The following is a 20,824-nucleotide window of genomic DNA, read 5'->3' on the forward strand; positions in this document are numbered from 1 at the left end:
CAGCCGGGCCGCACGGCGGGCCGGAATCGCCCGAAACGGACTATCCACGGGCACGCAGCATCCGGCCCGCGGCCTCCACCGCGGGCGCCGAACTGCTCGCGTCGCTGATGAACACGGCAAATGCCAGGTCACCGTCGATGCCGACGAACCAGCCGTGGGCGTGCGTGTCATCGATGTACTCCGCGGTGCCGGTCTTGCCGAGCAGCCCTGGCAGGTCGCGCAATTGCGTCGCGGTGCCGTCGGTGATCGTCTCGCGCATCATGGCTTTCAGCTGGTCATCGACCTGCGGCGGCAACGCGTCGGCAGTGCGGTCCTTGGTGCCCGGCTTGCCCGCGACGAGGGTGGGCGCGGGCGCGGCGCCACGGGCGATGGAGGCGGCGACCAGGGCCATGCCGAACGGTGACGCTGTCACCTGCCCTTGACCGATCGCCGACTCCACCCGCAGCGCGGAGGTGTCGGCCGGCGGCACCTTCCCGGTGACAGTTGTCAGGCCCGGTGTGACGTAGTCGATCCCGAGTCCGAGTTGTGCGGCCGCTTTCGTCAAGGCGTCGGCGGGCAATTGCACGGCGAGGGCGCCCATGGTGGTGTTGCAGGAACGGGCGAACGCAGTGTGCAGCGGGACCGAGCCCAGATCGAAGTTGTGGTCGTTGGGGATGCGGCGGCCTTCGATGTTCGCGGTGCCGGGGCAGGGCAGCACGGTGTCGGGCGTCACCGTCCCCGCCTGCAACGCGGCGGAGACGGTGACCGTCTTGAACGTCGAACCCGGCGGGTAGAGCCCGGTCAGCGCGATCGGGCCCTGCGCGTCGGCGGCGGCGTTCTGCGCGATCGTGACGACCTCGCCGGTCGAGGGCCGCAGGGCGACGATCGCGGCGGGCTGGGCGACCGGTGCGAGCGCGGCCTCCGCGGCACGCTGCAAGCCGAGGTCGAGCGTGGTCGCGATGTCGGCGGTGGGTTTCGGGTCCGTCCCGGCGACGCGCTGGGTGCCCTCCGGCGTCTGGGCGCGCACCGCCCACCCCGCGTTCGCGTCGGCGGATTCCTGCCACAGCTCGGCCAGACCGGACAGGGTCGGCGCCGCCAGGGCCTTGTCGGTGGTCAGCAACCGGGTCTGCGGCGCCAGGGTGACGCCGGGCAGCGCGCTCAGGCGATCTCGGATCGGGGCGAGATCCGTCTCGCGCAGGGTGATGGCGGTGATCGGTTTCCCTTGCGCTGCGGCCAGTTCCGCTTGCAGCGACGGCACGGTGAGACCGGGCGCGAGCGGACCGAGCAGGTCCGCGACGGCGGCGATATCGGCGTCGGCGCCGACGTTCACCAGCGTGACGATCTGCTCGGTCATCAGTTCGCCACCGGCGGAGTCGAGGATGCGGGCCGGTTTCGGATAGACCCTGCTGTAGCTCAGCGGTCCCGCGGCCAGCCCGGGGGCGACCGTGGCGGGATCCCACTTCACCCGCCACCCCGTTCCGTCGTCGCGCGCGGCGCCTTCGGTGGTGTAGGTCCACTCGGACTTGCCGTCCGCGCCCAGCTTCCAGGTGGCCGCCAGCGCGAAACCGTTCTCCTCGGCCGAGCGGACCTCGAAGAGCACGTCCTTGCCGAGCCCTTCGTAGAGCGTGCCGAGGGTTTCCGCGGCCGCGGCCGGGTTGTCGGTGAGCGCGGCCGCCGCGGCGATGTCGTCGCGGTTGAGCGCCTCGGCGAACTGTCCGGCGACGGTGTCGGGCTGGTCGGGTCCGGACGAGCAGGCGGCGAGCACGAGCATCGGTGCGGCGAACAGGACGAGGGACTTCCGGTTGGTACGCACGCCGACGACCCTATCCGGCCGCGACGGCGCCGCGCGGAGCATCAGGTCACTCGCGCGACCACGCGGCCTCCGCCAGTGCGGCGGCGTCGGCGTCGGCGAGCTCGATGTCGAACACCTCGGCGAGGACCTTGGGCAACTCGGCGGGTTCCAGTTCCCGGGTATCGCTCGTGCCGTCGGGGTACTCGGTGATCAGCGTGGCGCCGTCCAGCACGTGGTGCACGTCGGGGCGGAAGCGCTGCGCGTACGGCCGGGTGGTGAACGGGGATCGCGGCGAGGTCGACACGAAGTGGTTGCCGACCGCGTAGTCGATGCGGTACTGCGGATTCAGGGTGAAACTGTGCCGGTCGACCCACCCGTCGCGGCCGAACTGGTGCAGCACCCACAGTTCGGAATCCAGTTCACCGCGCGTGCTCTCCAGCCGGAACTTCCACTCGCCCGCGGCGAATTCACCGGTCTCGGCGGACAGTTCGAACGGGGCGAGCGGTCCGGCCCCGAAGCCGACGTCGGCCAGCCAGACCCGATCGTCGTCGGCGGTGGTCACGCGCAGCAGAGCGTGGGTGGCCGGACGCAGTGCCGTGCCCGCGCCCATGCTCACGCGCGCGCTGAGGCCGGTGACGCCGAATCCGAGCCGCTCCAGCGCGGCCGCGAACAGCCCGACGTTCTCGTAGCAGTAACCGCCGCGCTTGCGGCGGACGAGTTTGTCCTGCAAGCTCGGCAGATCCAAGGGAATCGACCGGCCCAGGATGATCTCCAGGTTCTCGAACGGGATTGCGGTGGTGTGCGCGCGCACCAGCTCGCGCAGCGTCCGGAGGGTGGGGGCGCGCTCGCCGTCGAAACCGATCCGGGCCAGATAGGCGTCCAGGTCGAGTTCGGCACCGTTCCAGTGGTAGGCCGGGTCGGCCGGCTTGCTCATCGCGTCCTCGCTTCGTCGTCGGTTTCCTCGGTCAACCGCGCGCGACCACGATCGTGTTCCCGCCCCCTGCTCAGGCCGCGCACTTCGCGCCCGGTGGGGCCGGCGGTGCGGCGACGACGCCGTGCGCGACGTCGACCAGGTAGTCGCGGTCCGGGCCGTCGACCGGTTCCGCGCCGAGCAGCAGGCGTTCGACGACGCAACCGCCCTCGAAGAAGGCCGGGCCGACGCTGTGGTCGCCCGGCACCACCCGTCCGTTCAGGTCGCGCCCGGTGACGACGGTGTACATCGAGGTGGGCCGTCCCGCGGCGCGCAGGCCCGCGCGCATCTCGACGCTGGTGGCATAGGGCACCACGTCGTCGGCGGTGCCGTGGACGAGAAACGCGCGTCGGACGTCCATCCGGGCGGCCAGCAGGGCGGGCGAGCGTTCGACGTAGGCCAGTGGACAGGCGGTGGGCGGGCAACCACCCGCGTCGCGCTCGATCTGCGCGGGCAGCGCCGGATCCACCGCCGCCGCGCCCAGCCACATCGTGAAATCGTCGGCGGGGCCGTAGTTGTCGACCCAGTAGTCGAACATCCCGCGCGGACCGTGCGCCACCGCGAGACCGCTGGTGATGCCGCCCTGGCTCCAGCCCCACAGCACCGTGCGGGCGATCGCCGGGTTGGCGGCCCGGTACCAGGCGGTCGCGGCGACGATGTCGCGCCAGCCCGCCCACAGATTCCACTCTCCGGTGCGCCACACACTCTGCGCGGAACGCAGATCCATCGCCAGGATCGGGGTGGCGGTGCGCCGCGCGATCGAGTCGAGGTAGCCGGCGAAATCCGCCGACGACCCGTCGTGCCCGTGCACCGCGACCACGAGCGCTTCGGCGGGCGTGTCGCCCGCGGCGCATCGGTACGGTTCGTACACCCGCCCGGTCGCCTCCTCACCGTCCACGGTCAGCGAGACCGGGCGCACCGCCACACCGCCGGCGCACGCCGGATCGGCCGAAACCCGCGGCGCGGCAACCCCGCCCGTCACGAGCGCGCCGACCAGCGCGCAGCACAGTACGAGTATCGGATACGCCCGTCGCATCCTCGGATGATGTCACGTGCCCGGCCTGGCGCGCGGCCGGGAGACCGGAGGACCGATCCCGATTTTTGGGGGCAGGACCCGGCGTGCGGGCCCTGTTACGGTCCGAGTATTCATTTCGAGTCCGGACGGCACGGGTCCGCGCGTTCGGACGTCTTCTCATGGAGTCCGCCATGGCCTACGTACCCCGCCTCACTCCCGACGCGACCCTGATCAGCACGCTGGCGGAGAACGCCGCGACATGGCGCGCCCAATTGCTGGCCGAGCGGAACGCTCTGCGCGGCGGGTCGTTCCGCGACGCGGCCGTCGCCCTGTGCGCGCTGGTCGCCATGGGCGACGGCGCGACCCAGGCGGCCGACCGCGCCACCGTCGCCGAACTCGTCACCACCGACCCGGTCCTGCGGAATTTCCCGGTCGACGACTTGCGCGCCCTGTTCGAGGACAACTGCAATCGGCTGGCGAACCACCCGGTTCACGGCTGCGCCCACGTGCTGCGGCAGATCGCCAAGGCCGGGGGCAAGCCGGTGGAAGCGGACGCGGTGATCCGGATCGGCATCCTGACCGGCAGCGCGTCCGGCGTGGGCGGTCCCGCGGCGGTCGAAGCCGTTCGGGACGCCTGCCGGACGCTGCGCTTGGCGCCGGAGCGCTTCGGCCTCTGAGCCCCGGCGGTGACCGCTACGATTCGCCTATGCGTTCGATTGATGCCGCCGAGCGGCGCGCTCGGCTCGCGGTGCGGCACCGTTTGGCCGCGCCGGAGCGGTCCGGGCGGGTCGCCGACATCGCCCGCTCGATGGTGGCCCTGCACGCGACCGATCCGGCGACCGTGTTCCTCTCGGTCGCGGCCCGCGCCGAGAACCTGCGGCCCTCGGATGTCGAACAGGCGCTCTACGAGGACCGTTCGCTGCTGCGGATGCTCGCCATGCGCCGCACCATGTTCGTCGTGCCGGTCGAGCTGGTCCCGGTTCTGCAAGCCTCGTGCGCGGACGCGCTGGCCCACAAGCAACGGCGCACCTATGGCAAATATCTGGCGCAGGCCGGCATCGGGGACGGCGACACGCCGGGCTGGTGGGCCGAGGTGGAAGCGGAGACCCACAAAGCGCTGCTGGCCCGCGGCGCGGCGACCGGCGCGCAGCTGAGCAAGGACGTCCCCCGGTTGCGCACCCAGGTGAACACCGCGCCGGACAAGGCGTACTCGAAGCCGACGAACATCACCACCTGGGTGCTGGTGACGCTCGGATGCGAAGGCCGCATCGTGCGCGGACGGCCGAACGGCAGCTGGGCCAGCAGTCAGTACACCTGGTCGCCGGTCGAATCGTGGTTGCCCGGCGGCCTTCCCGCCCTTCCCGCCGCCGAAGCGCGCGCCGAGCTGGTCCGCCTCTGGTTGCGCGCGTTCGGTCCCGCGCCGGTGTCCGACGTGAAGTGGTGGACCGGGTGGACGCTCGGCGAAGTGCGCGCGGCGCTCGGCGCGCTCGATCTGGTCGAGGTCGACCTGAACGGCGTGACCGGCGTACTGCTGGCCGACGACGTGGAGCCGGTCGCCGCCCCGGAGCCCTGGGCGGCTTTGCTCCCCGCTCTCGATCCGACGCCGATGGGCTGGCAGGCCCGCGAGTGGTACCTCGGTCCGCACGCCCCGAAGTTGTTCGATCGCAACGGCAACATCGGCCCCACCGTCTGGTGGGACGGACGAATCGTCGGCGGCTGGGCACAGCGCAAAGACGGCGAGATCGTCTACCGCCTCCTCGAAGACGTGGGCGCGGACGCCGAAGCGCTGATCACCGCGCAAGCGCAGCGAACCACCGAATGGTTCGGCGAAGTCCGCGCCATTCCCCGGTTCCGCACCCCCCTGGAACGCGAACTCACCGCCTGATCGAGCGCGCGTGCGACCCGCCCGCACCGGGTAGCTTGTGGGCCATGGAGATTCGCGGGTTCGCGGAGGGGGATCGGCCCGCTCTGCGCGACTTGTTCGTTCGGGCCGGGGCGGATTCGCCGACCGAGTCGCTGTGGGGGCATGCGGCGTCGGAGGCGGCTGTCTACCTGGAACCGTATATGGATCTGGAACCGGAGTCGCTGTTCGTCGCGGAGGCCGAGGGCGAGCTGGTCGGGTACCTGACGGGCTGCGTGAACAGCGCGGCCTTCCCCAGCGAGAGCGAGCGGATCGATCAGGCGATCCGCCGCTATCACCTGGTGTTCCGCCGCGCCTCGGCCGGGTTCTTCGCACGCAGCATCGCCGACGCCGCCGGTGCGGGGATCCGCCGGGCCCCGACGGCGGGTGATTTCCGCGACGAGCGCTGGCCGAGCCACCTGCATATCAATGTCGCGCCGCGGGCCAGGGGCACCGGCGCCGCCGATCGGCTGATGGTCCGCTGGTTCGAGCGGCTGGCCGAAGCCGGATCACCCGGCTGCCATTTGCAGACACTGGTCGAGAACGTCCGCGCGGTCCGGTTCTTCGAGCGCATGGGCTTCACCGCCCACGGCGCCGAACCCCTGGTTCCCGGCCTGCGCTACCGCGGCCGCCGGGTGCACCAGCGCACGATGGTGCGCGCAGGCTGACTACATGTCCAGCCCGAGGTCGAGCACCCGGACCGAGTGGGTGAGGGCGCCCACCGCGAGGTAGTCGACGCCGGTGCGGGCGTAGTCGGCGGCGACGTCGAGGCGCAGGCCGCCGGAGGACTCCAGTTTCGTCCGCGGGGACGCGGCATCGCGGCGCTGCACGGCCGCCTGCGTCTGCCAGAGCGGGAAGTTGTCCAGCAGGACGAGTTCCACGTCCTCGGCCAGCACGGCGTCGAGCTGTTCGAGGCTGTCGACCTCGACCTCGCAGGCGATGTCGGGAGCGGCGGCGCGGACCGCGCGCAGCGCCTCGACCACCGACCCCGCGGCGACCACGTGGTTGTCCTTGATCAGCGCGGCGTCACCGAGACCCATGCGGTGGTTGACACCGCCGCCGACGCGCACGGCGTATTTCTGCAGCGCGCGCAGTCCGGGCAGTGTCTTGCGACTGTCCCGGATGCGGCAGTGGGTGCCCGCCACGGCGTCCACCCAGGCGGCGGTCGCCGTGGCGATGCCGGACAGATGGCACACCAGGTTGAGCATGGTGCGCTCCGCGGTCAGCAGGTCCCGGGTCGGGGCGATCAGGCCCAGCACGGACTGCCCCGGCGACACCCGGGTGCCGTCGGCCACGCGATCGGTGAGCTCGTAGCCGTTCGCGCCGATCACCTCGTCGAGCACCAGCAATCCGGCGTCGAGCCCGGCGACGGTCCCCGGCTCCCGCGCGACCACCGACGCCTTGATCACCGCGTCGGCGGGCACGGTGGCCATCGTGGTGACGTCCGGCCCGTAACGCAGGTCCTCCGCCAGCGCCGCGCGGATGAGCCGCAGCACCTCGTCGCGATCAAGGGCGGCATCCAAAGCCATCGAAGTGTTCCTCTCTCGCCGAGCGGGGCCGGTGGACGGCGGCCCTGCTCGGCGCTGTGGTCAGGAGATGGGGGCGTACTCGGGGACGCCGTCGTCGTTCAGCCGGATCGGAAGACTGTGGCGGAGTTCGCGCACGGCGTCCGGGTGATCCGACCGGGTGTGGCAGCCGCGGCTCTCGGTGCGGGCGAGCGCGGCCAGCAGCAGGGTGCGTGCCGCGAGGGTGAGCGCGGCGTCCTCGATTCCGGCGATCGGGTGGGCGGCGGCGGTGCGCGTGTCGCGCCGGGTGACCACGTCGTCGAGCCGCTTGAGCGCTTCGGCCAGACCGGCGCGGTCGCGGACCACCGACGCGTGCGTCGTCATCAGCGCCTGCACCACGTCACGGGGGGCGTATTCGGCGGCGCGAGCGGGAATCTCGCTCACCCCGGCCCGCTCACCGAGTCGCTCGACGGCGGCGGCCCCGGCCCGCTCGCCGACCACCAGTCCCTCCAGCAGGCTGTTGGAAGCCAGCCGGTTCGCCCCGTGCAGACCGGTGCGCGCGACCTCACCGGCCGCGTACAAGCCGGGCACTCCGGTACGGCCGTGGGTGTCGGTGACCACGCCCCCGCACTGGTAGTGCGCGGCCGGTGCGACCGGGATCAGATCCGTGCGCGGGTCGATGCCCGCCGCCAGACACGAGGCGGTGATCGTCGGAAAACGTTGCCAGAAGCCGTCGATCGAGCGCGCGTCGAGGTAGACGTGCTCGGCGCCGAGCGCCCGCATGCGCGCGGCGATGGCACGGGAGACCACGTCACGAGGTGCGAGGTCGCCGCGCGGATGCACTCCCGCGGTCACCGGATCGCCCGCGGTGTCCACCAGCGTCGCGCCTTCGCCGCGCACCGCTTCGCTGATCAGCGGCCTGCGCCCGACGCCGCCCGGGGTGTAGAGCACGGTCGGGTGGAACTGCACGAACTCGAGATCGGCGACTGACGCTCCGGCCCGCAACCCGAGCGCGACGCCGTCCGCGGTGGCGCCCGGCGGATTGGTGCTCAGCGCGTACAACTGGCCGAGCCCACCGGTGGCCAGGAGTACGGCGGGTGCGTGGACGACGCCGAATCCCTTGTCCGACACCGCGACCACGCCCCGCACACCGTTCGGCCCGGTGACGATCTCACCGGCCGCGGCGCCGAACAGCACCGGCAGACCGGCCTCGTTCAGCGCTCGCTGCACCTCCGCGCCCGTGGCGTCGCCACCGGCGTGGATGATCCGGCGGGTGCTGTGCCCGCCCTCGCGGGTCCGCGAGATCTGGCCGTCGCGGCCGAGGTCGAACACCGCGCCCAGGTCGGTCAGCGCGGCCACCGCGGCCTGCCCGCCCTCGACGATGGAGCGCACGGCCGCCACGTCGCACAGTCCGGCGCCCGCCTCCACCGTGTCGTGCACGTGCGATTGCACCGAGTCACCGTGCGGCGCCACCACGGCGATGCCGCCTTGGGCGTACTGGGTTGACGTGTCGGTGGGCCCGCCTTTGCTGAGCGTGAGCACCCGCAGCCCGTGCAGTGACGCGGTGCGCGCCGCGGTCAAGCCGGCGACGCCGCCGCCGATCACGACCAAGTCGGCCTCGGCCTCCCAGTCGATCGAAATCCGGGATGTCATCGGCCCGCGCCTCCCTGTCTCGCGCTGGCGTCGGTGCTCCCGGCGCGAGCGCGGTGCTCAGCGCTGCCGCTGGTGACACCGCGCTCCGCCGGAGGACGACCCGGTGGGGTCGAACTCATTCACCGCCGCCGGGGTTGCCGATCGCGATCATCCGCTGCACCGAATTACGGCCGAGTGCGGCGGTCTCCGGATCGACGTGCACTTCGTCGCGGCCTTCGACCAGGCAGCGCAGCAGCGCCGCCGGGGTGATCATCTTCATGTACTTGCACGACGCCCGGTCGTTGACGGCCTGGAAGTCGATGCCGGGGGCGGCCTTGCGCAACTGGTGCAGCATGCCGACCTCGGTGGCCACCAGCACCTGATTCGACTTCGCCGCCTTGGCCGCGTCGATCATGCCGCCGGTCGACAGGATGTGCACCCGGTCGGCCGGGAACGCGCCCTCGCCCGCCAGGTACAGCGCCGAGGTGGCGCAGCCGCATTCCGGGTGCACGAACAGTTCCGCGTCGGGGTGCGTGCGCGCCTGCTCGGTCAGCTCGTCGCCGTTGATGCCCGCGTGCACGTGGCACTCACCGGCCCAGATGTGCATGTTCGCCCGGCCGGTGACCCGCTTGACGTGCGCGCCGAGGAACTGGTCGGGCAGGAACAGTACCTCGCGGTCCTGGTCGATCGAGGCCACCACGTCGACCGCGTTGGACGACGTGCAGCAGATGTCGGTGAGCGCCTTCACCTCGGCGGTGGTGTTCACGTAGGACACGACCACCGCGTCGGGGTGCTCGGCCTTCCAGGCGCGCAGTTCGTCGGCCGTGATCGAGTCGGCGAGCGAGCATCCGGCGCGCTGATCCGGGATGAGCACGGTTTTCGCCGGGCTCAGGATCTTGGCGGTCTCGGCCATGAAGTGCACGCCGCAGAACACGATGGTGTCCTCGGGCGCCTCGGCCGCGATCCGCGACAGCGCCAGCGAATCGCCGACGTGGTCGGCCACGTCCTGGATCGCGGGCAACTGATAGTTGTGCGCCAGAATCGTCGCGTTGCGCTCCCGGGCCAACCGCTTGACTTCCTGTGCCCACTCCGGCGATGCCTCGACACCCGCGAACCCGGAGGGCCCGTCGAACACCTGCCCCATCAGCGGGGGCGCCAGTTTCGCACCCGTCGTCGCCATGGATGGCTCCCTTCCTCGTGCGGCCGGCCACGCGCCGATTCGCACCAAACCAGGTTTTCGACTTACAATCGAAAACGTGGCCCATAGTAGCACCATCCACGAATCGCTCACCGCGGTGTTCCAGGTTCGCCGCTTCCCGAAGGCCATCGGCGCAGGTCAGGGCGCAGCGGACCCGAAAGAAGGGATGCTGCGGCGTTGCCCGCCCGACCAGCGGACCGAACTGGCGGTGTTGCTGTGGGAACGCGCGCTCGACCCGCAGAAGGGCACCTGGTCGCTCCCCGGCGGCCGGCTGCGCGACGACGAGGACCTCGACACCTCCGCGCGCCGCCAGCTCGCCGAGAAGGTGGACGTGCGCGAGCTGAGCCATCTGGAACAGCTCTCGGTGTTCAGCGCTCCCGACCGGGTGCCGAGCCCCCGGCGCATCGCCTCGGCCTACCTCGGCCTGGTGCCGTTGACCGCCGACCCGCGGCTGCCCTCGGACACCGCCTGGCATCCGGTCTCGGCGCTGCCGGACATGTCCTTCGATCACCGCACGGTGGTCGATCACGCGCGCACCCGCCTGGCCGCGAAGCTGTCCTACACCAATATCGCCTTCGCCCTCGCGCCGGACCGGTTCACCATGTCCACCTTGCGCGAAATCTACTGCGCGGCACTCGGATACGACGTCGACACGACGAATCTCCAGCGCGTTCTCTCCCGCCGCAAGGTGATCACGCCCACCGGAGCCACCGCCGCCCCGGGCCGCGCGGGCGGCCGCCCCGCGGCGGTCTACCGCTTCACCGACTCCGGCCTGCGAGTGACCGACGAATTCGCGGCGCTGCGCCCGCCCGGCCCTTCCTGAACCTCCAGCGCAGGGGCGGACCCCACCACTCGCCTCCGCACCGTCGGCGAATGCCGCTGACGCGCGAGACGAACCCGGGAGCCCGCGGCACGGCTGCGGCGGCGGGGTCAGTAGGCGGTGTCCGCTTTACGATGCTTGGAGCGGCGGCGATACTGCCGCTTGCTCGGTATCGGGCGCGCGGAGTTGCTGCGCCGCAAGGCATCCCGCCGCCGCCAGGCCGCCAGATCCGCGCGGTCTCGCGCAGCAGGAGGCGCCTCGGCCACCGCTCGATCTCGATGCATCGCCGGCCTCCTTTCGACACGTGCTCGGCTGCTTCGGCCGCTCACCATATCCCCGCCACCGTCCCGCCTCCACTTGTTTTCGCGCGGACGCCAGCGGAGGTCGCCGCCGCGGCTTGCTCGACGGCGGGTCGGATACGCCGCGTTCACACCGAGGGACAATCTCGATGTCGTCCGTGCATCGCAGGCCGGCATCACGGCTCGGTCCACCGGCGGCCCGCAACCGCCGGAGTAAGCGCGTCGGCCGCCGTCAGGGCCCGATCGAGCGGGTCACGCTGCGTGATCGACGGGGAAGGCTCGTGTCGGTTGGCTCACAAACAGGGGTGAGCGGTATCGGCGAGGGCCGATCCATGGCAGGCTGGACCACTGAGATCGGGTTATCAATGTGATTCGACCTGGCTCATCTACAGAAAAGATTGAAGTAAAGCAATGGCTCAAGGCAGTGTGAAGTGGTTTAACAGCGAAAAGGGCTTCGGCTTCATCGCGCAAGACGGTGGCGGCGCCGACGTCTTCGTTCATTACTCCGCCGTGTCCGGCTCGGGATTCAAGTCCCTTGAAGAGGGGCAGCGCGTGGAGTTCGAGATCGGCCAAGGACAGAAGGGCCCGCAGGCTCAGGACGTCCGCGCGATCTGATCGACGTAGTCAGGTAGGAGCCCCGCACCATGACGGTGCGGGGCTTTTGCGTGTCCGGGCCGGACTCATGGCGCTCCGTCGAGCACCAGATCGGCTACCTCGACCAGCCCCTCTCCTGGCCGGGCGGTCTCCAGCGTGAACCGGGCGGAGCGCCCCTGGACGACGAGGGAGGCGATCGAGTTGCCGAAATGCGGGCCGCTGATCTTGCGCCATCGGACCGGATCGGGTGAGATCCCCCGCCGATCCGCGAGCCGGCGCAGCGCCGACGCGACCGGCGCCGCCCACGACAACGCGAACGCCGGATGGAACAGCTTGGGCGGTTCGTTGTGCACGGGCGAGCACACCAGTTGCAACACACGGGATTTCGTCGGCCGCGGGTAGGTGGCGTCGGCGACGTAGCTGTGGTGCACGTCCCCGGACAGCACGCAGATCGTGCCGGGTGCGCCGGGCGCACTGCCCAGCCGATGGATCAGCCGCGCCAACCGTTCGAAGGACGCGCGGAACGCGGGCCAGTGCTCCAGATCCGCTGCCTGCCTGACTTTCTCGCCGAGCCGACCGCGCCATCCCGGCAGATCGGCCGCGCGCTCGTTGAGCGATTGGAAGTGGCTCAGCGCGGGCGGCATCAGCCACGGCAGCGACGATCCGATCAACAGGTGGTCGAAGTCGCCCTCGGCGTTGCGCTCGATCCAGTCGAATTCCTCCGGCCCGACCATCAGCCGCTGCCCGTCCAGGATTCTGCCGCCACGGGTGTCGATCACCAGCAGCCGGATCCGGCCGAAGTCGCGGCGGTAGCTCCAGCGCGCGGGTTTGCGGCCGTCGACCTCCTTGTCGGCCTGCTCGGCGAAATCCTCCAGCAGTTCCTGCACGTCCTCGCCCGCCTCGGTGACCTGTCGGTAGAGCGGGTCACGCGCCAACTCGTCCGGGCCGAGATTGCCGATGTGCTGGTACACCCAGTAGGACGCGAGCCCGGCGCGGACGCGGCTGCGCCACCACGGCTTCGCCGCCATCTGCTCGCGCCAAGCGCGCGAGGTGTTCCAGTCGTCGCGCACATCGTGGTCGTCGAAGATCATCGACGTGGGCACGGTCGACATCAGCCAGCGGATCTCCGGGTCCGCCCAGGACTCGTGGTAGAGCTCGGCGTACTCGCGGAACGACACGACCTCGCCGCGCGGCTCCTGCCCACCGCGCCGCCGCGCCAGCCACTCCGCCATCCGCGGTGTCGGCTCGTCGGCGTAGACCTGGTCACCGAGCAGCAGCAGTGCGTCCGGCCATTCCCGCTCGGGCGAGCGCATCATGCGCAGGGCGTACGCGTCCAGCGCGTCCACCCCCAGCTTGTCGGCGTCCAGCACGCCGGGCGTGGCCTTGGCCGCCCGGCACGATCCGAACAGGATTTTCTCGACCGGCCGCGTGCGAATCCGGCAGGGCGGCAGATCGGATCCCGGCTCGGGCCACACGGGCGTCCCGTCCAGCCGTACCCGGTAGGGAATCGATGCGCCGGGTTCCAGTCCGTCGATCGAGACCAGCGCGAAGTGCTGCTCCCCCACCTGGAACGTACGAGCGCGCCGCCCCAGAACGTCTACCTCGCACGCGCCATCGGTTTCCACCCAGACGGTCGCCGAGGTCGCGTCGACGTGCCGCAACACCGGCCCCAGAACCAGCTCCGCCATACCCCAAACGCTACGTGGCCGATCGCCGTCGGGAAATCGGTATCGACGGCACACCATTGCGCCCTCCGGCGGGACCGGTCAGGCGGTCTTCATCTGCGGGTCGGGCGGCGGGGCATCGGTTCGCCGCGCTAGTCGCGATCCGGCCCAGAAGATCAGTTCCACCAGCCAGAACAGCACGAGGAACACCGTCACCACGGTCACGGGGACGGCCAGGAAGAGCACCGAGGGGACGGCGACGACGACGAACAGGGCGATCTCGCCCGCACTCGCGCCGCGCAACCGGTGGGCCGCGCGCACGGCCGCCCACATCATCCAGCGCCGTGGCAGGGACACCCCGAGTTCGTGCAGGCTCCGGCGGAAGATGCCGTCGGCGTCGGCCACACTGACCGCGTCCGAGCTGAGCAAATAGTCGTGCAGGATCGCGGCGCGGGTGTAGACGCCGTACCGGGGAATCAGCCAGACCAGTGCGCGCGGCACCGAGGCGAAATCGGTACGGAAACCGGCGGGAACCACGAATTCCTCGGTCGCGCCGCGATAGACGAGCGGTTCGGTCACCCGCCAGAACTTGGCGTCGAGTTCTTCGACGACCGGACCGCCACCCACAAAGGCCACGTCCCATTCCTTCCCGCGCTCCGCGTTTCCCGACCACGGGGTGGTTCGGGATGCCTTCCGGCCGCGCAGGCGCGTCAGCGCCGTTGGCGGTATTCGGGCACCGAATACCCTTCCGCGGCAGGCTCGTAGCCACGATAGGGCAGCTCTCCCCCGCTCGCAGCCGCACCGTAGGGCGCGAAGGAGCCCTGGGTGTCGAACGCCGCTTCGTCGCGCCGGGCGGTGCCGCGGCCGCTGCCGAGATCCTCCGACGTACTGAGCGCGGCGAGGAACAGCATGACGAACGAGGCGAACAGCGGCTGCACGATCAGCGCGAGCGAACTGCCCAGCTCGATCGGCAACGCGACGATCTGCCCGACCGGCGGATCGTGCGGACGCGGATGCAGCCATGCGGCGACCTGCTCCCCCGCGCCCGCCATCACCACCGCGCCCACGACGGAGCCGAACAGCAAGCCGAGTTGCAGCAGCGGCCCGCGCGCCGACCGCCACCGCCAGACGGCCAGCGCCGAGAGCAGCCCGAGCACCGCCCCCACGAGCACGAACAGCGCCAGCGCGTCGAACTGATGCGCGCTCTCACCGGTCAACGCGACTCCGCGCCCCGGCTCGACCACCAGCAGCCGTTCGGTCGGCGAGAGCAGGCCCCATCCGGCGCCTGCGATCGCGCTGACCACCACCACGGCGACGGCGGCCAGCGCCACCGCCCGCACCTCGTCCCGGGACGGCCAGGCCACTAGCGGCGCTCCAGTTCGGCCGAGTCGATGACGCCGTGGCGGGAGCACTTGGCCCACCAGCCGTCCGGGCTCACCTGCACGATCATGCGGCGGCCGCACTGTTCGCAGAATCGCGGCGGCTCCAGGCCGAGCGCGGCGGCGGCCGGGACCGCGTCGTCGAGGCCCGGCACGATTCGCTTGCCGGTGAACGGGTTGTAGCGCTCGTCCATGTTCATGACAGTACCCATGCTCGCCTGCCTCATCGTCGCAACCGAGCCGGTCAGAGTGTTTCGTTGAGCGCCTTGATCGGCATCTTCAGCTCGCCGAGCAGATCCAGGTCCTGTTCGGCCGGGCGGCCGAGGGTGGTCAGGTAGTTGCCCACGATGACGGCGTTGATGCCGCCCAGGATGCCCTGCTTGGCGCCCAGATCACCCAGCGTGATCTCGCGGCCGCCCGCGAACCGCAGCATGGTGCGCGGCAGCGCGAGCCGGAACGCGGCGACGGCGCGCAACGCGTCGGCGGCAGGCAGCACCTCGAGGTCGCCGAACGGGGTGCCCGGCCGCGGGTTGAGGAAGTTCAGCGGAACCTCGTCGGGTTCGAGTTCGGCCAGGTTCGCCGCGAACTCGGCGCGCTGCTCCAGCGTCTCGCCCATGCCGAGGATGCCGCCGCAGCAGACCTCCATGCCCGCTTCGCGGACCATGCGCAGGGTGTCCCAGCGCTCTTCCCAGCTGTGCGTGGTGACCACGTTGGGGAAGTAGGAGCGGGAGGTCTCCAGGTTGTGGTTGTAGCGGTGCACGCCCATGGCGGCCAGCTGGTCGACCTGCTCCTGGGTGAGCATGCCCAGCGAGCAGGCGACCTGGATGTCGACCTCGTTGCGGATCGCCTCGACGCCCGCGGCCACCTGGGCCATCAGGCGCTCGTCCGGGCCGCGCACGGCGGCCACGATGCAGAACTCGGTGGCGCCGGTCTTCGCGGTCTGCTTGGCGGCCTCGACCAGGCTCGGGATGTCCAGCCACGCGGCGCGCACGGGGGACTGGAACAGGCCCGACTGGGAGCAGAAGTGGCAGTCCTCGGGGCAGCCACCGGTTTTCAGGCTGATGATGCCCTCGACCTCGACTTCGGGGCCGCACCACTTCATGCGCACCTCGTGGGCCAGGGCGAGCAACTCCTCCAGCCGGTCGTCGCCGAGGCGTAGCACCTCGAGGGTCTGCTCCTGGTTCAGCCCCTCGCCGCGCTCGAGCACCTGCTCGCGGGCGATCGACAGAATGCCGGTGTCTACCGGTGCCTGGGTCACTGCGCGAATCCCTTCTTCCGGCCGAGGTGGCCGTGCAACTTGAACGGTGTTCAGGCTAGGGTAGCGGTAAGAGTGAGTCAAAGCACGACGGGAAGGACATCGAGTGCAGCTGCACCGGGCGGACGTGGTCGACGGCGCCATCGCGATTCTCGACCGATACGGCCTTGCCGACCTCACCATGCGCAGGCTGGCCGGCTCGCTCCAGGTCCAGCCCGGCGCGCTGTACTGGCACTTCCCCAACAAGCAGGCGCTGCTGGGCGCGGTGGCGGACAAGATCCTCGCGCCCATGGAAGACCCGATCCAGGCCGAGGAATGGTCCGGGCAGATCGCCGAATTGGCCCACCGGCTGCGCGACTGCCTGCTGGCCTATCGCGACGGCGCCGAATTGGTCTCGGCCACCTACGCTTCCCGGCTGACCACGAGCAAGGGCCGAGAACGGTTGGTGAGCGCGACGATTCGCGCGGGCATGCCGCGCCGAGAAGCCGAACTGGCGGCGTTCACCCTGCTCTACTACGTCCTCGGTGAGACCGTGGACGAACAGTCCAGGATGCAGATGGATTCGGCGGGCGCCCTGCCCGACGACGCGTCGCCGCTGATCGAAACCCCGGACGCCACCGCCCGATTCGACTTCGGTCTGCAACTGTTCGTCGCGGGCGTGCGCCACCTGCTCGGCACCGGCGTCCGCTGACCCGATCCGCTATCCGGTGCGACAGTCGGTCTCGGCGGCGCCGCTCACCGGGTCAATGCGGGCTGCTGGGCGCAACGGCCGGCCGGGCGGGGCAGGCCGAAGTGGTCGCGCAGGGTGGTGCCGGTGTACTCGGTGCGGAACAGGCCGCGCTCCTGCAGGATCGGGACGACCGTCTCGGTGAACACCTCCAGTCCGCCCGGGTAGTACGGCGGCATCACGTTGAAGCCGTCGGCGGCGCCGCTGCGGAACCATTCCTCGATGGTGTCGGCGACCTGCTCGGGGGCTCCGGCGAACACCCGGTGCCCGCGCGCACCGGCGAGGCGGTGCAGCAAGCCGCGCACGGTCGGCCGTTCCCGCTGCACGATGCCCGCCACGACCTGCAACCGGCTCTGCCCGTTGTCGGTGACATCGCCTGCCGCGTCGAACAATTCGACCGGGATCGGCTCGTCCAGCGGCAGGTGCCGCAGACTGATGCCGACGATGCCCTCCAGCTGTGCCAATCCGTATTCCGGCACGGTGAGTTCGTTGAATTCCCGTTCCAGCCGCTTGGCCGCCGCCTCGGTGTCGGCGATGAACGGGCTGATCCCGGGCAGGATCTTGACGTGCTCGGGATCGCGTCCGAATCCGCGCGCCCGCTGTTTGATGTCGGCGTAGAAGGCCTGCGCGTCGCTGAGCCGCTGATGCGCGGTGAAAATCGCCTCGGCGTACCTGCCCGCGAAAGCCCGGCCGTCGTTCGACGCGCCCGCCTGCACCAGCACGGGGTAGCCCTGCGGCGTGCGCGGCGCGTTGAACGGCCCGCGCACCCGCAGGTACTCGCCCGCGAAGTCGATCGGGTGGATCTTCTCCGGGTCGGCGTACACGCCCGAGGCCTGGTCCAGGACGATGGCGTCGTCCTCCCAGCTGTCCCACAGCGCGATCACGGCGTCGACGAATTCCCTGGCCCGCGCGTAGCGTTCGGCGTGGTCGGGATGCTTGTCCAGGCCGAAGTTCGCCGCGGCGAGATCGGTGCCGGTGGTGACGATGTTCCAGCCCGCGCGGCCGCCGGAGATGTGGTCCAGCGTGGAGAACAGCCTCGCCAGGTTGTAGGGCTCGTAGTAGGTGGTCGACGCGGTGGCGATGAGGCCGAGATGCGTCGTGGCCGTGGCGATCGCGGTGAGCAGGGTGATGGGCTCCAGGCCGGAGGCCGCGTTGTGCTCGACGTTGGTACGCAGGGCCGGGCCGTCGGCGAAGAACACCGCGTCCAGCTTGGCGGCTTCGGCGGTGCGGCCGATCTCCTGGTAGTAGGCGACGTCGTAGATCCGCTCCGGGCTGCTCCACGGATGCCGCCAGGCGGCCTCGTGGTGGCCGGAGGGATAGATGAAGGCGTTGAGACTGAGTTGACGCGGTGCGGTCATGAGGCTTTCTTCTCGTCGGTGGGTGCGTCCGCGACCTCGACGCCCAGGCTGGCCAGCAGCAGGGATCGGTGCCGCAGGAGCGCGGGGTCGCCATGGCGGCGGGGACGTTCCACATCGATGCGCTGGTCCACCGCGACGCGCCCGTCGTCGAGCACCAGGACGCGGTCGGCGAGCAGCACCGCCTCGTCCACGTCGTGGGTCACCAGCAGGACGGCGGGCCGGTGCTTCGCGCACAGGTCCTCCAGCAGCGCGTGCATCTTGATCCGGGTCAGCGCGTCCAGCGCGCCGAACGGCTCGTCGGCCAGCAGCAGTTCGGGCTCGCGGACCAGCGAACGCGCCAGGGCCACCCGCTGTTGCTCGCCGCCGGAAAGCTCCTTGGGCCAGGCTCGCTCCCGTCCGGCGAGCCCGACCTCGGCCAGCGCCGCGCGACCGCGACCGGCCGCGTCCGAACCGCCGAGGCCGAGCGTCACGTTCTCCAGCACGCGTACCCAGGGCAGCAGCCGGGAGTCCTGGAACACCACCGAGCGCTCGGCGGGCACGCTCAGTTCACCGGATCCCGGCACGTCGTAGTCCAATTCGGCCAGCGCCCGCAGCAGCGTGCTCTTGCCCGAACCGCTGCGGCCGAGCAGCGCGACGAATTCGCCGCGGGCGATGTCGAGGTCGAGGTTGCGCAGCACGACCCGGTCGCCGAAGCCGCGGCGCAGCCGCCGGGCGCGCACGACGTTCAGTCCGCGAGTGTCTGCCGCCATGACAGCGCCTTTCTTTCCGCGGCGCGCACCAGGATGTCGCCGAACAGGCCGAGCAGGCCGTAGATCACCAGGCCGACCACGATGATGTCGATCTGGCCGTAAGTGCGGGCCTGGGTCATCAGATACCCGATGCCGCTGGTGGCGTTGACCTGCTCCACCACGACCAGCGCAAGCCACGAGATGGTGACCGCGAGCCGCAGGCCGGTGCAGAAGCCGGGCAGCGATCCGGGCAGCGCGATCCGCCGGACGAATCCCCATCGCGACAGCCCCACCGTCTGGGCGAGTTCCACGTATCTGGCGTCCACGCTGCGCAGGTGCGCGTGCGTGTTCAAGTAGATCGGCACGGCCACGCTGGTGGTGATCACCAGCAGCTTCATTTCCTCGCCGATGCCGAACCACACGATGAACAGCGGGATCAGCGCGAGCGTCGGAATGGCGCGCTTGATCTGGATCGGCCCGTCCACCAGGGCTTCGCCGATCCGGCTCAGCCCGGCCAGCAGCGCGAGCACCAAGCCGATCGCGACACCGAGCCCGAGCCCGATCCCGGCGCGCTGCACCGAGGTCAGCAGGTTGCTCTGCAAACGGCCGTCGGCGAGCAGGTCACCGGCGGTCTCGGCGACCGTCCATGGCGCGGGGAGGGTTTCCGGATCCAGGGCGCCCGAGGCCGACCCGGCCACCCACGCGGCGATCAGCAACGTCGGCCCCAGCGCGATGCCGAACGGGATCGGGCGGCCCGGACCAAGGCGCGGCCGGGCCGGTCTACGCCTGGCCAGTACCGGCTCCGGTGCGGAACGGCCGAGGCCGATGCGGCGCAGCACCGCGGCGTCGAGCGTCGCCATCAGCGTGCCTTCGGCTCGAACGACGCGCCGCTCGCGGTGACGGCCTCGGTGACCGCGGCGTCGAAGCGCAGGTCGAAGCCGTCGGCCGCCCGCACCTTCTTCGGCAGTTCGCCTGCCTCGGCGATGGCGTCGATGGTGGCCTGCTGACGGTCGATGAGCTGCTGGTCCAGATGCGGGAAGTCGTAGGCGCCCAGCGAGTCCACGATGCGCTTCGCGTCATCGGCGCTGACCTTCTGGTTCTCCACGTAGTACCGGCGCGCCCACTCCTCCGGGTGGGTGTTGGCCCACTGGTAGGCCCGCACGAACGCGCCGACCAACGCGCGGGTGGCCGCGGCCTTGGCCGGGTCCTGCACCACGGCGCGGCGGGCGTAGAGGTAGGCGAGGCCGCCATAGATCCCCGCGGTCTCGGTGTCCGGCACCAGCGAGGTGCCCGGCGTGCGCAGGAACCGGGTGACGTTCGGTTCGATCAGCGGCGCGACATCGACCTGTCCGGTGCGCACCGCGTCGGGGAATTCGGCCAGTTGCAGCCGGATCAACTGCACGTCGGAGGTGGTGAGCCCGGCCTTGTCGATGGCGCGCAGCACGGCCGCCTGCTGGGCCGTGCCCTCGGCGTAGGCGATCTTCTTGCCCTTCAGATCCGCCAGCTTCGGCACCGATCTGCCCGGCGCCACCGCGAGCTTCAGGGCGGTGGTGCTGGTCTGGTAGGCCGCGACGATCGGCACGTCCTGCCCGGCCACCAGCGCGTGGATCGGCGGGACGTCGCCGACCTGGGCGACGTCGGCGGCGCCCGCGCGGAACGCCTCCAGGATGGCGGGCCCGCCGACGAAGTTGGCGAACTCCACCTTGAACGGGAGTTTGTCGAGTTCACCGGAGAGGCGCAGCACGGACTGCAGGCGCTCGGACTGGTCGGCCGCCACCAGGGTGGTTCCGGCGGGAATCTCGGTCGGCAGTGGTCCGTCGGCGGTGCGACCGACCGGCTCGTCGTCCTTCGCGCAGCCGGTGAGTCCGAGAGTCGCAACGGTTGCCACGGCGAGCAATGCGGCGGTCGTGCGGCCGCGGAGGCCGGACCGGAACGTACTGGGTCGGAACATAGGCGAATTCAAGCAAGTCCCGACCCACCGGGATACGGTTTGTCTCAGCCTGGTTCGA

At 70.8% G+C, this 20,824-nt stretch carries 22 protein-coding genes; 6 read left to right on the forward strand and 16 right to left on the reverse strand.

What is annotated here, in order from left to right; genetic code table 11:
• Window positions 1-40: 40 nt before the first annotated feature.
• The 3 genes from HOV91_RS07100 to HOV91_RS07110 form a co-directional block, all read right to left on the reverse strand.
• Complete coding sequence (locus tag HOV91_RS07100) at window positions 41-1,834, reverse strand: penicillin-binding transpeptidase domain-containing protein (protein ID WP_174184642.1); 1,794 nt, start codon at window positions 1,832-1,834, stop codon at window positions 41-43.
• Between the two features lie 4 nt (window positions 1,835-1,838).
• Window positions 1,839-2,705, reverse strand: coding sequence for an arylamine N-acetyltransferase family protein (locus tag HOV91_RS07105; RefSeq protein ID WP_174184643.1), 867 nt, complete (start codon window positions 2,703-2,705; stop codon window positions 1,839-1,841).
• Between the two features lie 70 nt (window positions 2,706-2,775).
• Complete coding sequence (locus tag HOV91_RS07110) at window positions 2,776-3,777, reverse strand: alpha/beta hydrolase family protein (RefSeq protein WP_174184644.1); 1,002 nt, start codon at window positions 3,775-3,777, stop codon at window positions 2,776-2,778.
• Window positions 3,778-3,947: 170 nt separating this feature from the next.
• Here HOV91_RS07110 and HOV91_RS07115 point away from each other — a divergent pair, with 170 nt between their 5' ends.
• Genes HOV91_RS07115 through HOV91_RS07125 form a run of 3 tightly spaced genes read left to right on the forward strand, consistent with a single transcriptional unit; the run spans window position 3,948 to window position 6,324 of the window.
• A complete protein-coding gene (locus tag HOV91_RS07115) occupies window positions 3,948-4,433 on the forward strand; it encodes a TerB family tellurite resistance protein (RefSeq protein WP_174184645.1) in 486 nt (161 codons plus the stop codon).
• Between the two features lie 29 nt (window positions 4,434-4,462).
• On the forward strand, window positions 4,463-5,641 hold the full coding sequence (locus HOV91_RS07120) for a winged helix DNA-binding domain-containing protein (protein ID WP_174184646.1): 1,179 nt from the start codon (window positions 4,463-4,465) through the stop codon (window positions 5,639-5,641).
• A 44-nt stretch (window positions 5,642-5,685) separates the two neighbouring features.
• Window positions 5,686-6,324, forward strand: a complete 639-nt coding sequence (locus HOV91_RS07125; RefSeq protein WP_174184647.1) for a GNAT family N-acetyltransferase — start codon at window positions 5,686-5,688, stop codon at window positions 6,322-6,324.
• Here HOV91_RS07125 and nadC read toward each other — a convergent pair whose 3' ends face one another.
• From nadC to nadA, 3 genes are all read right to left on the reverse strand, one after another.
• Window positions 6,325-7,185, reverse strand: a complete 861-nt coding sequence (nadC, locus tag HOV91_RS07130; RefSeq protein ID WP_174184648.1) for a carboxylating nicotinate-nucleotide diphosphorylase — start codon at window positions 7,183-7,185, stop codon at window positions 6,325-6,327. It lies immediately after the preceding gene.
• A 60-nt stretch (window positions 7,186-7,245) separates the two neighbouring features.
• On the reverse strand, window positions 7,246-8,814 hold the full coding sequence (locus HOV91_RS07135) for an L-aspartate oxidase (protein WP_174184649.1): 1,569 nt from the start codon (window positions 8,812-8,814) through the stop codon (window positions 7,246-7,248).
• Between the two features lie 115 nt (window positions 8,815-8,929).
• Entirely contained in the window at window positions 8,930-9,973 is a 1,044-nt protein-coding gene (gene nadA, locus HOV91_RS07140) for a quinolinate synthase NadA (RefSeq protein WP_174184650.1), read from the reverse strand.
• A gap of 76 nt (window positions 9,974-10,049) precedes the next feature.
• Here nadA and HOV91_RS07145 point away from each other — a divergent pair, with 76 nt between their 5' ends.
• Complete coding sequence (locus tag HOV91_RS07145) at window positions 10,050-10,814, forward strand: NUDIX hydrolase (protein ID WP_312884507.1); 765 nt, start codon at window positions 10,050-10,052, stop codon at window positions 10,812-10,814.
• Between the two features lie 107 nt (window positions 10,815-10,921).
• Here HOV91_RS07145 and HOV91_RS07150 read toward each other — a convergent pair whose 3' ends face one another.
• On the reverse strand, window positions 10,922-11,095 hold the full coding sequence (locus tag HOV91_RS07150; RefSeq protein ID WP_174184651.1) for a hypothetical protein: 174 nt from the start codon (window positions 11,093-11,095) through the stop codon (window positions 10,922-10,924).
• Window positions 11,096-11,521: 426 nt separating this feature from the next.
• Here HOV91_RS07150 and HOV91_RS07155 point away from each other — a divergent pair, with 426 nt between their 5' ends.
• Window positions 11,522-11,725, forward strand: coding sequence for a cold-shock protein (locus HOV91_RS07155; RefSeq protein ID WP_040741190.1), 204 nt, complete (start codon window positions 11,522-11,524; stop codon window positions 11,723-11,725).
• Window positions 11,726-11,790: 65 nt separating this feature from the next.
• On the opposite strand, the gene HOV91_RS07160 is transcribed toward HOV91_RS07155, so the two are convergent.
• The 5 genes from HOV91_RS07160 to bioB form a co-directional block, all read right to left on the reverse strand.
• A complete protein-coding gene (locus HOV91_RS07160; RefSeq protein ID WP_174184652.1) occupies window positions 11,791-13,392 on the reverse strand; it encodes an alkaline phosphatase D family protein in 1,602 nt (533 codons plus the stop codon).
• Window positions 13,393-13,470: 78 nt separating this feature from the next.
• A complete protein-coding gene (locus HOV91_RS07165) occupies window positions 13,471-14,004 on the reverse strand; it encodes a DUF1353 domain-containing protein (protein ID WP_174184653.1) in 534 nt (177 codons plus the stop codon).
• A gap of 74 nt (window positions 14,005-14,078) precedes the next feature.
• Complete coding sequence (locus HOV91_RS07170; protein ID WP_174184654.1) at window positions 14,079-14,732, reverse strand: DUF2567 domain-containing protein; 654 nt, start codon at window positions 14,730-14,732, stop codon at window positions 14,079-14,081.
• Entirely contained in the window at window positions 14,732-14,959 is a 228-nt protein-coding gene (gene bsaP, locus HOV91_RS07175; protein WP_246349892.1) for a biotin synthase auxiliary protein BsaP, read from the reverse strand. Before bsaP ends, HOV91_RS07170 begins: the two co-directional genes overlap by 1 nt.
• A gap of 32 nt (window positions 14,960-14,991) precedes the next feature.
• Window positions 14,992-16,005, reverse strand: a complete 1,014-nt coding sequence (gene bioB, locus HOV91_RS07180; RefSeq protein WP_174184655.1) for a biotin synthase BioB — start codon at window positions 16,003-16,005, stop codon at window positions 14,992-14,994.
• A 103-nt stretch (window positions 16,006-16,108) separates the two neighbouring features.
• Here bioB and HOV91_RS07185 point away from each other — a divergent pair, with 103 nt between their 5' ends.
• Complete coding sequence (locus HOV91_RS07185; protein ID WP_174184656.1) at window positions 16,109-16,693, forward strand: TetR/AcrR family transcriptional regulator C-terminal domain-containing protein; 585 nt, start codon at window positions 16,109-16,111, stop codon at window positions 16,691-16,693.
• 44 nt (window positions 16,694-16,737) lie between these two features.
• On the opposite strand, the gene HOV91_RS07190 is transcribed toward HOV91_RS07185, so the two are convergent.
• The 4 genes from HOV91_RS07190 to HOV91_RS07205 are packed head-to-tail and all read right to left on the reverse strand — an operon-like array spanning window position 16,738 to window position 20,766.
• Window positions 16,738-18,087 carry an LLM class flavin-dependent oxidoreductase gene (locus HOV91_RS07190; RefSeq protein ID WP_174184657.1) on the reverse strand — a complete coding sequence of 450 codons (1,350 nt, stop codon included), beginning with the start codon at window positions 18,085-18,087 and terminating at the stop codon, window positions 16,738-16,740.
• On the reverse strand, window positions 18,084-18,836 hold the full coding sequence (locus HOV91_RS07195) for an ABC transporter ATP-binding protein (RefSeq protein WP_174184658.1): 753 nt from the start codon (window positions 18,834-18,836) through the stop codon (window positions 18,084-18,086). Before HOV91_RS07195 ends, HOV91_RS07190 begins: the two co-directional genes overlap by 4 nt.
• The gene (locus tag HOV91_RS07200; protein WP_174184659.1) at window positions 18,812-19,675 is read right to left on the reverse strand and encodes an ABC transporter permease; all 864 of its coding nucleotides are present in this window, start codon (window positions 19,673-19,675) and stop codon (window positions 18,812-18,814) included. Before HOV91_RS07200 ends, HOV91_RS07195 begins: the two co-directional genes overlap by 25 nt.
• Window positions 19,675-20,766, reverse strand: coding sequence for an ABC transporter substrate-binding protein (locus tag HOV91_RS07205; RefSeq protein WP_174184660.1), 1,092 nt, complete (start codon window positions 20,764-20,766; stop codon window positions 19,675-19,677). The genes HOV91_RS07200 and HOV91_RS07205 overlap by 1 nt, the downstream gene beginning before the upstream one ends.
• Between the last annotated feature and the right edge of the window lie 58 nt (window positions 20,767-20,824).

Source organism: Nocardia barduliensis (genome assembly GCF_013315795.1).
Lineage (GTDB): Bacteria > Actinomycetota > Actinomycetes > Mycobacteriales > Mycobacteriaceae > Nocardia > Nocardia barduliensis.